Annotated in this window: 9 protein-coding genes and 1 pseudogene; 2 read left to right on the top strand and 8 right to left on the bottom strand. The window is 72.1% G+C overall.

Annotated elements, in window-relative coordinates; translation table 11 throughout:
• Together aceE and CGQ25_RS12800 are read left to right on the top strand one after the other, a co-directional pair.
• A partial coding sequence (gene aceE / locus CGQ25_RS12805) for a pyruvate dehydrogenase (acetyl-transferring), homodimeric type (RefSeq protein WP_208710267.1) occupies positions 1–2,081 on the top strand: 2,081 nt, incomplete at its 5' end.
• A gap of 152 nt (positions 2,082–2,233) precedes the next feature.
• Complete coding sequence (locus tag CGQ25_RS12800; protein WP_208710266.1) at positions 2,234–2,896, top strand: DUF6766 family protein; 663 nt, start codon at positions 2,234–2,236, stop codon at positions 2,894–2,896.
• Positions 2,897–2,917: 21 nt separating this feature from the next.
• On the opposite strand, the gene CGQ25_RS12795 is transcribed toward CGQ25_RS12800, so the two are convergent.
• The 8 genes and pseudogenes from CGQ25_RS12795 to CGQ25_RS12760 form a co-directional block, all read right to left on the bottom strand.
• Positions 2,918–3,370, bottom strand: a complete 453-nt coding sequence (locus CGQ25_RS12795; protein ID WP_208710265.1) for a hypothetical protein — start codon at positions 3,368–3,370, stop codon at positions 2,918–2,920.
• A gap of 93 nt (positions 3,371–3,463) precedes the next feature.
• Complete coding sequence (locus tag CGQ25_RS12790; RefSeq protein ID WP_208710264.1) at positions 3,464–3,655, bottom strand: hypothetical protein; 192 nt, start codon at positions 3,653–3,655, stop codon at positions 3,464–3,466.
• Between the two features lie 126 nt (positions 3,656–3,781).
• Positions 3,782–6,610, bottom strand: a complete 2,829-nt coding sequence (locus CGQ25_RS12785) for a molybdopterin cofactor-binding domain-containing protein (protein WP_208710263.1) — start codon at positions 6,608–6,610, stop codon at positions 3,782–3,784.
• A gap of 1 nt (position 6,611) precedes the next feature.
• Entirely contained in the window at positions 6,612–7,469 is an 858-nt protein-coding gene (locus CGQ25_RS12780) for an FAD binding domain-containing protein (protein ID WP_208710262.1), read from the bottom strand.
• On the bottom strand, positions 7,460–8,755 hold the full coding sequence (locus CGQ25_RS12775) for an XdhC family protein (RefSeq protein ID WP_208710261.1): 1,296 nt from the start codon (positions 8,753–8,755) through the stop codon (positions 7,460–7,462). Before CGQ25_RS12775 ends, CGQ25_RS12780 begins: the two co-directional genes overlap by 10 nt.
• Positions 8,756–8,933: 178 nt before the next feature.
• The gene (locus CGQ25_RS12770; protein ID WP_208710260.1) at positions 8,934–10,469 is read right to left on the bottom strand and encodes an NCS2 family permease; all 1,536 of its coding nucleotides are present in this window, start codon (positions 10,467–10,469) and stop codon (positions 8,934–8,936) included.
• A 10-nt stretch (positions 10,470–10,479) separates the two neighbouring features.
• Positions 10,480–10,986 carry a nucleoside deaminase gene (locus CGQ25_RS12765; protein ID WP_208710259.1) on the bottom strand — a complete coding sequence of 169 codons (507 nt, stop codon included), beginning with the start codon at positions 10,984–10,986 and terminating at the stop codon, positions 10,480–10,482.
• Positions 10,987–11,321: 335 nt separating this feature from the next.
• Positions 11,322–11,596: pseudogene (locus CGQ25_RS12760) on the bottom strand (hypothetical protein); the annotation flags it as partial.

Genomic DNA, 11,596 nt, shown 5'->3' with positions numbered 1-11,596 from the left:
TCCTCGGCGACGGCGAGATGGACGAGCCCGAGTCCCGCGGCCTGCTCCAGCTCGCCGCCAACGAGAACCTGGACAACCTCACCTTCGTGGTCAACTGCAACCTGCAGCGCCTCGACGGCCCGGTGCGCGGCAACGGGAAGGTCATGCAGGAGCTCGAGGCGTTCTTCCGCGGCGCTGGCTGGAACGTCATCAAGGTCGTCTGGGGCCGCGAGTGGGACTCGCTCCTGTCCAAGGACCGCGAGGGGCACCTCGTGCGCATCATGAACGAGACCCCCGACGGCGACTACCAGACCTACAAGGCGGAGAACGGCGCGTTCGTGAGGGACCACTTCTTCGGCAAGTCGCCGGAGACGAAGGAACTCGTCGCGGACCTCACGGACGAGCAGATCTGGAACCTCAAGCGCGGCGGCCACGACTACCACAAGGTCTACGCGGCCTACCGGGCGGCCGTCGAGCACAAGGGACAGCCCACCGTCATCCTCGCCAAGACTGTCAAGGGGTACGGCCTGGGTCCGCACTTCGAGGGCCGCAACGCGACCCACCAGATGAAGAAGATGACCCTGCAGGACCTCAAGGACTTCCGCGACCACCTGCGGATCCCGATCACGGACGAGCAGCTCGAGGCGAACCCCTACGAGCCGCCGTACTACCACCCTGGCCCCGACGCCCCGGAGATCCGCTACCTCCTCGCCCGCCGGGGCGAGCTCGGCGGGTCGGTGCCGCAGCGGCGCAAGGAGCACCGCGCCGTCGCGCTGCCCTCCGAGAAGGCCTACGAGATCGCCAAGCGCGGCTCCGGGAAGCAGCAGGCGGCCACGACGATGTCCTTCGTCCGCCTGCTCAAGGACGTCATGCGGGACAAGGAGTTCGGCTCCCGGATCGTGCCGATCGTCCCGGACGAGAGCCGGACCTTCGGCATGGACGCGTTCTTCCCGACCGCGAAGATCTACAACCCGAAGGGCCAGAACTACCTCTCGGTGGACCGGGACCTCGTGCTCGCGTACAAGGAGTCCCCTGCCGGCCAGCTCATCCACCCCGGCATCAACGAGGCCGGCGCGGTGGCGGCGTTCACAGCGGCCGGCACCTCCTATGCGACCCACGGCGAGCCGCTCGTGCCCGTCTACGTGTTCTACTCGATGTTCGGCTTCCAGCGCACCGGCGACTCCTTCTGGGCCGCGGCGGACCAGATGGCCCGGGGGTTCGTCATCGGCGCGACGGCCGGTCGGACCACGCTCACGGGCGAGGGACTCCAGCACGCGGACGGGCACTCCCCGCTCCTGGCCTCGACGAACCCCGCGGTCGTCGCGTACGACCCCGCCTTCGGGTACGAGATCGGGCACATCGTGCGCGCGGGCCTCGAGCGGATGTACGGGGGCGCCCATGAGGACCCCAACGTCATGTACTACCTCACCGTCTACAACGAGCCGATCGTCCAGCCCGCGGAACCGGCGGGCCTCGATGTCGACTCGCTGCTGCGCGGGATGTACCGGCTTCCGCTGCCCGCCCCCGGCGAGGGCGGCGACACCGCCGCGGACGACGCTGGTTCCGCATTCACCCGACTCGGTGCCGACGCTCCCCGGGCGCAGGTGCTCGCCTCGGGCGTCGCGGTGCCGTGGGCGCTCGAGGCCCGGCAGATCCTCGCCGAGGACTGGGGCGTGGCCGCGGACGTGTGGAGCGTGACGAGCTGGACCGAGCTGCGCCGGGAGGGCCTCGCCGCCGAGGAGCAGGCGTTCCTCCACCCGGAGCTCGAGGCCCCCGTTCCCTTCGTGACCCGGCAGCTCGCAACAACGTCCGGACCCGTGGTGGCGGTGAGCGACTACATGAAGGCCGTCCCGGACCAGATCCGCCAGTTCGTCCCCCGCGACTACGCCGTGCTCGGCGCGGACGGCTTCGGCTTCTCCGACACCCGCGCGGCCGCCCGGCGATTCTTCAAGATCGACGCGCACTCCGTCGTGGTGCGCACGCTCCAGGAGCTCGCCCGCCGCGGCGAGGTTCCCGCGGGGGCGCCGCGCGAGGCGATCGAGAAGTACCGCCTGCTCGACGTCAACGCGGGCACGACAGGGAACGCCGGCGGCGACGCATAGCGTCCGGTCCCAGGCAGCGGCCCTCCTCCCCGAGCGGGAGGAGGGCCGCTGCCGCATCAGCACGCCGCCTCCCGGGATTCACCACCCCGGGTTCACCGCTCCTGCACGGGGGTAGTGCCTCTGGAGACTTGTGGCGCGAGGGAGGAGGACCTGTGAGACGGGCGCTGAAGAACAACGGACTGCTGCTGGCCAATCTGGCCCTGTTCCTCATGTTCCTGGTGGGCATGGCCCTCACCGGCTGGAACACGTACAACGAGGACCAGGCGGCGCACGGCGAGGCGCTGGTGGGCCTCTGGGGATATCTCGGGACGGGCGCCTTCATGGAGGCCGTCTTCGAGAACTGGGAATCGGAGTTCCTCCAGATGGCCATGTACGTGGTCCTCACCGCCTGGCTGTTCCAGCGGGGGTCGGCGGAGTCGAAGCCTGTGGGCACGGCTGCCGCGCAGGACCAAAACCCGCGGTCAGCGGAGGTCACCGCCCAGACGCCGTGGCCCGTCCGGAGGGGCGGATGGGTGCGGGCACTGTACGAGCATTCGCTCTCGGCCCTCTTCTTCATCCTGTTCGCCGCATCGTTCGCGCTGCACGCGCTCGGAGGCGCGGAGGAGTACAGCTCGGAGCAGCTGGCGCACGGGCAGCCTGCCGTCACGGTGTGGGAGTACCTCGGCACGAGCCAGTTCTGGTTCGAGTCGTTCCAGAACTGGCAGAGCGAGTTCCTGGCAGTGGCCGTGATCGTGGGCGGCTCGGTGTTCCTCCGCGAGCGCGGCTCGGCCGAGTCGAAGCCCGTCGCCGAGCCGCACTACTCCACGGGTGCGTGAGGGCTGGGGCCGCGAGGTCCCCTACGGGTGCCTGAGCTCGCGGCCGCCCCCGCCGAGGCGCACGAGCGCCCGCACGAACGCGACCAGCTGGGCGATCAGCCCGATGACCGCGCCCACGACGGCGACCACCAGGACGATGCGCACCACGAGGGCCCAGTCGAAGGAGCCGTCCCCGAAGTCGAAGGGGAACGCGTCCCACACGCGCAATGTCGCGAGGAGGCCGAAGACGAGCACGACCATTTCCCCGAGCGCCCGGATCGCCGGCGACCCGACGAGCAGGTAGACAGCGTTGGCCACCAGGCCCGCGATCCACGCGGCGTTGACCGCATCCATGACCCTCGTCGTGCTCGGCGTCAGGAACGGCACCGACCACCAACCCGGCCACACGTTGGCCGCATAGAGCAGCACGCCGTTGACGATGATGCCCGGCACCGCCCCGGCGCGGACCGATGCGGCCGACTCACTCCGTGCCATGGGTCCATCAGACCGCACACGCCCGGGCTGAGGGCAGAGGCTTTCGTCCCTCGCCTCCCGGAGGCGATCTGCGAGCGGCTGGAGCGTCGGGGGTCAGCGGGCGGTGAACCAGCCGAGGAGCGGAATGCGGCCGAGCCACGAGCGACGTTCCGCCCGTGCGCGGTCGTGCCGGTCCGGCTGGATCGCGAAGTCGGGGTCGACGTTCGTGACCTTCGGGATGTAGCTCTCCCTCGGCGCAGACGCCAGGACCGGCGCTTCCTGCGCGGTGCTTGCTTTCGCGGACATCGACTTCCCCTTTCGTGCAGTGAGATCGCGGTAATTTATCGTATTGTGGAAACATCTTCTTGTTATATGAAATCTTACGGGTATACCACCTCGTGGGTCAAGGGTTCGTCGCAGGGGCCTCCGGCGTCACGCGGTGACGGGATCCGGCCGTGCCGGTAACGGCCGGCCCGCCTCCCGGAGGGCCAGATAGATCCGGTCGCGGGTGAGGGGCAGCTCGGTGAACCGGATCCCGGTGGCGGCCCGGAGCGCGTTCGCGAGGGCGGGCGCCACGGGGTTGAAGGGGCTCTCGCTCATGGACTTGGCGCCGAACGGGCCGAGGGCGTCGGCGGTCTGGGCGAAGTAGACCTCGCTGCGGGGCACGTCGGCGAACGTGGGGACGTGGTACTGGCGCAGGATGTCGGTCGTGACGCGGCCCGTCCCGTCGATCCGCACGTTCTCCCACAGCGCCGCTCCGAGCGCCTGGGCGATGCCGCCCTCGACCTGTCCCCGGCACTGCCGCGGGTTCACGACGACGCCGGCGTCCGCTGCCTGGACGCTCTGGAGGATCTGCAGTTCCCCCGTTCCCCGGTGCACCGCGACACGGAACCCGTGGACGTTGAACGCCACAGAGCGCGGCGTCCCGCCCCAGCGGCCCTCGGCCTCGAGGACGACGCCGCGCCGGCTCGCCTCGGCGGCGATGGCGACCAGACCGCCGTCGCGCGCGGGGAGCGGCAGACGAGCCTCCGCCGCGAAGGCGCGGATCCGCCGCGCGAGCTCCTCGGCGGCGGCAAGCGTGGCCTTGCCCGCCACGACGGTGCCCGTCGAGCCGAAGGCGCCGGTGTCATGGTCGGTGAGCGCGGTGTCGGCGTTGCGGAGGACGATGTCCGCCGCCGCGATCCCGAGCCCTGCGAGCGCGGTGGCCGCGAGCTGGACGTGGACGGTGCTCGTGCCGTTGCCGAATTCGGCGGTCCCGACGTCGAGCGCCACGCGCCCGTCGGCGAGGACCGCGATCCTCGAGTGGGCGTGGTGGCCGCGCGGCGGGACCGTGTCGATCATGGACAGCGCGGTGCCCTCGCCCACGAGCCAGTCGGGACCGAGCTCTCGGGTCTCCCGCGCACGGCCGCGCCTGAGGGCCTTCGTCACGAGGTCCACGCACTGGTCCAGTCCGTAGGAGCCGTACAGCACGTCCTCCTCGGGCTCCGCGTGCGAGGCGATCATGGGGTCGCCCCGCCGCACCATCGTGCGGCGGCGGAACTGGAGGGGGTCCATGCCGATGCCGGCAGCCAGCTCGTCGATGGCCGACTCGACCGCGAAGACCGTCTGGCTCAGGCCGTAGCCCCGGAAGGCGCCGGCGGGGACGGTGTGCGTGTAGACCGCGCGGGCGTCGATCCGCTTGTTCGCGCACCGGTACACGGACACAGACTCGTTGCAGCCGTGGAACATGACGCCCGGGCCGTGGTTGCCGTAGGCGCCGGTGTCGGTCACGACGTCGAGCGCGAGCGCGGTCAGGGTCCCGTCGCGGCGTGCCCCCGCGCGGACGCGGATCTCGAACGGGTGCCGTGTGGTGGTGGCCTGGAACTGCTCCGCCCGGGTGAGCTCGAGCTGGACCGGTCGGCCGAGGCGCAGCGCCGCGAGCGCGGCCACGTCCTCGGTGAGCACCTCCTGCTTGCCGCCGAACCCCCCGCCCACGCGCCCCGTCACCACCCGGACACGCTCGCGTGCCAGGCCGAACAGGCGGGCGAGGCTGCGCTGGACGAGGAAGGGCACCTGGGTCGAGGACCGCACCACGAGCGCGCCGCCGTCGCGGGGGTCCCCCTCGGTCCAGGCGATCGCGCAGTGCGTCTCGAGCGCGACGTGCTGCACGCGCTGGGTCCGGAACGTGTTCTCGTACACGACATCCGCCCCGGCCAGGCCCGCCTCGACGTCGCCGACCTCCGAGTGCAGCTCCGCGACCGTGTTCCTCGCCGGGTCCGCGATGCCGCTTGCCGCGGCGTCCTTGTCGCCGTGGACCAGCGGGGCACCCGGGGCGAGGGCGGCGCCGGCGGTGAGGACGGGGGGCAGCACCTCGTAGTCGACGACGACGGCGCGCACCCCCGCCTCCGCCGCCGCCACCGTCTCGCCCACGACCGCCGCCACGCGCTGCCCGACGAACCGGACCGTCGTGTCGAAGAGGCGGGTGTCGGCCGGGTCGTCGGTCTCGAGCTCGTGCTGCGCGGTCGAGTAGAGGACATCGGGGGCATCCTCGTGCGTGAGGACCGCGAGCACGCCGGGGACGGCGAACGCCGGGGCCGCATCGATCGAGCGGATCCGGGCGTGCGCGTGGGGCGAGCGGACGAGCTTGAGGTGCGCCAGCCCTGCCGCCCCTCGGGGGACCTCGGCGTCGGTGACGTCGAGCGTGTACCTCTCGGCGCCCGTGACGATGCGCCGACCCGCGGGCGCCGGAACGTCCTCGCCCACGGCGCCGCGGTCAGGCCGGGCCGGGGCTGTCGCGTCTGCGCTTCCCAGCACGGCCCGCCCGATCGCGGCGTAGCCGGTGCAGCGGCACAGGTTGCCCTTGAGGTTCCGGGGCAGGTCGGCGAGCTGCGCGTCGTCGAACGTCGCGGCCGTCATGACCATGCCCGCGGTGCAGAAGCCGCACTGGAACCCCTGGGCGTCGAGGAACCGTCCCTGCATGGGGTGGAGCCCCTCGCCCGGGCCGCGGCCGTGCCCCGGGCAGGCCGCGGCGAGGCCCTCGATCGTCGTGACCGCTCGCCCCTCGGCGCGCATGGCGGGGTAGATGCAGGAGTGGACCGGGAGGCCGTCGACATGGACGGTGCAGGCGCCGCAGTCGCCGGCGTCGCAGCCCTTCTTCACGCCGAGGGCTCCCTGCTCGCGCAGGAAGGTCCGCAGGCACTGCCCGGGACGGGGCGCCGCAGCGGCGGGGACCCCGTTGACCTCGATCGCGGGGTGTTCGGCAGCGGTGTTCTCGTCGGTCACGTCAGGCTCCTTCGGCGAGGTTCGGGATGTCGCTGCACAGCTCGAGCCGGAGCTCCTCGGCGAGCCGGTAGGTCATGTCGCGGCGCCACGCGGGGTCGCCGTGGATGTCGTCGTGGTAGAGGCCGGCCGGGATGGCGGCATCGATCGCGGAGGCGAGCTGGCCGGCGTCGGGCGTCCCGGCAGCAGCGGGGAAGCGCAGCTGGACTGGCCGCTTCGTCGAGGCCGTGACGGTGAGGACAAAGGCATCGTCCGGATCCCGCCTCCCGATGAGCAGCACGCCTGACCGGCCCAGGTTGCTGAGCGAGAGGCGGCGGAACGCGGTCCGCGCGCGCAGGGCATGGGCCGGTAGCCGGACCGAGCGGATGAGCTCGCCCGGGGCGAGGTCGTTGCGGCCGTCGCCGGTCACAAGCTCGACGACCGGCACCTCCCGGACCGTGCCGCCCGGCCCCCAGAGGGCGGCCACGCCGTCGAGCCCCGCGCAGAGCGAGGTCATCGGGCCTGCCGGCAGCGAAGTGGCGATGTTGCCGCCCACGGTCGAGAGGTTCCAGATCTTGAACGAGGCCACGAAGGCGTCGCAGCACGGGCGCACGACGCCAAGCCCGGGCCACCGCGCAGTGGTCGCCGCGGAGGGGTCCCCCAGCTCCCACAGCCGGGCGACCGTGCAGGTCGAGGCGAGGGTGATCCCGCCGTCGTCCTCGGTCACGGGCTCCCAGCCGGCGCTCGTGAGGTCCAGGAGGCGGCGGAGCGTCTGGCTCCCGTAGGAGAAGAGGACGGTCCCGCCCGCGAGCCAGGCGTCGCCCTCGCGCCATGCGTCGGGGTCCGCGGTCGGGACGTAGGCCTCGATGGTGTTCAGGTCCACGGGGAGACCACCTCCTCCCCCTCCCGTCTGGGGGTCACCTCCTGGGGGTCAGGTGCGGCGGGGCGGGCCGCGTGGACGTGGCCGCGACGGTCGCGCAGGGGCCCGCAGCCCGCGCCGGGGTGGCGGGCGGCCACGAGCTCGGCCAGGATCGCCACGGCGACCTCCGCGGGCGCCACGGCCCCGAGATCGAGGCCGATCGGCGAGCGCAGCCTGCCCAGGTCCACGGGCCCGTGGCCGGCTTCGAGGAGGGCGGCGATGCGCTGCTCGTGGCTGCGCCGGGAGCCCATCGCCCCCACGTAGGCGAGGTCCAGGCGCAGTGCTGCGTCCAGGAGCGGGATGTCGAACTTGGGATCATGGCTCAGGACGGCGACGGCGGTCCGCGCGTCGAGGCGCCCGGCACGGGCCTCCGCGACGAGGTACTCGTGCGGCCGCGCGACGGCGATCTCGTCCGCGCAGGCGAAGCGCTCCTGGGCGGCGAAGGCGGGCCGCGCATCGACGAGCGTCACCCGGTACCCGAGGAGCCGCGCGGCGGGGACGAGGGCGGCGCCGAAGTCGTTCGCGCCCACCACCATGAACCGGGGCGCCGGCAGCCGGGACTCGACCAGGAGCCTCACCACCCCGCCGAGGTCACCCCGTCTGACGCCGACGTCACCCCGTCCATCCAGCTCCCGGAGCTCGCACGCACCCTCCGTCGCCACGGCCACCACGGCCGAGCTCCCCCGGCCCACGATCGGCTCGACGAGGGCAGCCGCCCGCGCGGCCATCTGCGGGGCGCCGGGGAACAGCGTCTCCAGCGCCGTGGCGAGCGCCTCTCCTCCGGCGCACTCGGCCGGCCCCAGCAGCGCGAGCCCGCCAGCGCCGTCGTGCGTGGGGTCGAGCCGGCGCACGACGGCGCACGGGACGCCCGGAGCGGAAGCCGCACCGCCGGCGTCGTGCGCGGCAAGCGAGGCGAGCACCTCTGCCGGAAGCGGCGCGATATGCACCTCGACTTCCCCGCCGCAGGTGAGGCCGACGGCGAACGCGTCCTCCGCGCTGTACCCGAACCGTGCGCTGGCGGCGGCACCCGATTCGAGGACGTCGAGGGCCGCGGCGACCACGGCCCCCTCGACGCATCCCCCGGAAAGGCTCCCGAGGACATGGGGCGCGGGCGTCCCGGATGCTACGAGCATGGACGTCCCGACGGGGCGCGGAACGGACCCGGACGCGCCGACGACGGTCGCGACCGCGCACGGGTCGCCGCGCAGTGCGGGCTGCCATGTGGGCAGTGCTGACAGGAGCTCGATCATCGCTCCCCCTTTCCCGGCGCGTGAGGCCGGACTCCCCCGGCACGAGGCCGGGGACAGCGTGTAGGTCAATGGTGCGCCCGCGGGCTCCCGGCGCGTCACCTCCGGGAGTCCGCGGGCGCGGTCTGATGCGGGGCCTTGACTCCTCGCCCCTCAGGCGTTGGCCCTCAGGCGCTGCCCCTCAGGCGCCGAGGAGCGCGCTGAGGGGCCCGCGGACGAAGTACACGACGAACCCTGCCGCGACGGCCCACAGGAGCGGGTGCACCTTGCGGGCCTTGCCGGTCGCGGCCTTCACAAGCGCCCAGGTCACGAAGCCCACCCCGATGCCGTTGGCAATCGAGTATGTGAGCGGCATCGTGACGATCGTGAGGAACGCCGGCAGGGCCACGTGGAACTTGCGGAAGTCGATCTCGCGGATCTGGGCAGCCATCATCGCTCCCACGACGACGAGCGCGGCCGAGGCGACCTCGAGCGGCACCACTGACGTGAGCGGGGTGAGGAACATGGCCCCGAGGAACAGGCCGCCCGTCACAACCGAGGCGAGGCCGGTGCGGGCGCCCTCGCCGATGCCGGCTGCCGAGTCGACATACACGGTGTTGGACGAGCCCGACGCCGCCCCGCCCACCACCGCGCCGAAGCCCTCGATCACGAAGGCGCTCTTGAGCCGGGGGAACGTCCCGTCCTTGTGCGCAAGGCCCGCACCCTTGGCCAGGCCCGTCATGGTGCCCATCGCGTCGAAGAAGTTCGTGAACACGAGGGTGAAGACGAGCGTGGCCGCGGCGAGGATGCCGATGCGCCCGAAGGCCCCGAAGAGGTCGAACTGGCCGACGAGCGAGAGGTCGGGGGCCGCGACGAGCTGCCCCGCCAGGACCGGGGTATTCAGGTGCCAGCCGTCCGGGTTGTCCGGGCCGGCCGCGCCGAGGTGCCAGACGGCCTCGACTGCGACGGCGATGACGGTGGTGGCGACGATGCCGATCAGGAGCCCGCCCTGGACCTTCCGCGCAACGAGAATGCCCATGAGCAGGAGCCCGACGACGAACACGAGCGTGGGCAGGGTGGTGATGGATCCGTCGTGGCCCAGCTGGACCGGGGGGCCGGCGGGCGTGCGGCGGACGAAGCCCGAGCCGACGAAGCCGATGAACGCGATGAACAGGCCGATGCCGACCGTGATCGCGGCCTTGAGCTCGCGCGGGACGGCCCGGAAGATGGCGGTCCGCGCCCCGGTGATGCCGAACAGGACGATGAGGACGCCGTTGATCACCACGAGGCCCATCGCCTCGGGCCAGGTCACGTCCTTCACCATGGCGACGGCAAGGAATGAGTTGATGCCCAGCCCCGCGGCGAGGCCGAACGGGAGGTTCGCGACGACGCCGAACACGATCGTCAGCACCCCGGCCGTGAGCCCCGTGACGGCGCCGACCTGGGCTGCGGGCAGGAATCCGCCCGCCACGTCGGTGGCGGCCGAGTCCGCGCTGTAGCCGCCGAGGATGAGCGGGTTCAGGATCACGATGTACGCCATCGTGAAGAAGGTGACGAGTCCGCCGCGCACCTCGCGGGAGACCGTTGAGCCGCGGTCGCTGATGTGGAAGAAGCGGTCTACCGCCCGGGGCCCACGACGCCGGGCCTCGCGCGGGGTGCCCTCGGACGCCTGGGCGGGGGGCGGCGTCGTGCGCTGGGTGTCGTGGGCGAGCCCGGTGAGAGTCTGCTCGATGCTCATGGCAGCCGCCTCAGTACTCGATGCGCCCGGCGAACTCCGCCCAGCGCTCGAACGGGGCGGTGCGGCTGATGCCCGCCGGCTCGACCGCCGCGACGGGCATGCTGCGCTGCTCCACGGGGGTGTCGAAGTAGTCGTAGAAGGCTGCGTCGTCGAAGCCGGCTGCGGCGGCGTCGTGCCGGCCGGCAGCGTAGAAGACCTTCTGGATCCTGGCCCAGAGCGCCGAGGCGAGGCACATGGGGCACGGCTCGCAGCTCGAGTAGAGGACGGCGCCTGTGAGGTCGAAAGTGCCGAGCTCGCGGCAGGCGGTGCGGATGGCCATGACCTCGGCGTGGGCCGTGGGGTCGTTGTTGGCGGTGACGCGGTTGGCGCCGTCGAAGATCTGGCCGTCCGCGGTGACGACGACTGCTCCGAACGGGCCGCCGGCGTCGAGGACATTCTGGGCGGCCAGCTGGACCGCACGGGCAAGGTGCAGGCGGCCGGCGTCCGTGATCGTCCGCTGGGGCTGGGTGGTGGTCATGGGGGACTCCCTCGCTTGGGGAAGCCCGGTCCTGCGGAGCACGGGGCGCTGCCGACGACCAGACTTCCTGTGGCATGTGCTGTGAGGTTGCCTGGTAGATAGCGCCCGGAATCCGAGGGGTCGGATGGTGCGGGTGCCCGCCGTGACTCATTGAGCGTAGCAGGGGCGTGTGACCGACGCCATAGGTTGTGGGACTTTTTGGAATTCGGATTCCGCACCGCGGAACCGCGGAACCCCCCCCCGTCTCGGGTACGCCAGATCGCGCCCCACTCCGTGTGATGTCTCGTGAGTTCGTGGACGGTTCATGTCTCAGGTGAGTGTGGACTTTTCGTGTCTCAGGAGTCCGTGGACGGTTGGTCCGGTGCAGGACGCTTGAGGCCGCTGCGCGGGACGAATCTGGTGCCTCGGGGCGGTCGTGGGTGGGAGAGGATCTCGGTGCCTTCCTCGTCGTAGAAGGCGATGGTGCGGTGGTCGTGCAGAACACGGACTTCCTTGCCGGCCCACGCGGCGCCGAGGAGGAAGTGGCAGTTGAAGACCGTGACGACGCCCTTGGGGCGGCTGCCGGTGCGGATGGTGGCCTCGCGCCCGTTCAGGGCGTCGGCGGTGGGCT

The sequence above is a fragment of the Sinomonas sp. R1AF57 genome, assembly GCF_002224485.1.
Lineage (GTDB): Bacteria > Actinomycetota > Actinomycetes > Actinomycetales > Micrococcaceae > Sinomonas > Sinomonas flava.
The sequence above is the reverse complement of the archived record's forward strand: the minus strand, read 5'-3'. Positions and strand labels throughout refer to the sequence as shown.

Excerpts from the sequence above, each read along its gene's own strand:
- CGQ25_RS12795 (WP_208710265.1), bottom strand. The coding sequence starts at position 3,370 with ATGGCACGGAGTGAGTCGGCCGCATCGGTCCGCGCCGGGGCGGTGCCG.
- CGQ25_RS12790 (WP_208710264.1), bottom strand. The coding sequence starts at position 3,655 with ATGTCCGCGAAAGCAAGCACCGCGCAGGAAGCGCCGGTCCTGGCGTCT.
- CGQ25_RS12775 (WP_208710261.1), bottom strand. The coding sequence starts at position 8,755 with ATGATCGAGCTCCTGTCAGCACTGCCCACATGGCAGCCCGCACTGCGC.
- CGQ25_RS12770 (WP_208710260.1), bottom strand. The coding sequence starts at position 10,469 with ATGAGCATCGAGCAGACTCTCACCGGGCTCGCCCACGACACCCAGCGC.
- CGQ25_RS12765 (WP_208710259.1), bottom strand. The coding sequence starts at position 10,986 with ATGACCACCACCCAGCCCCAGCGGACGATCACGGACGCCGGCCGCCTG.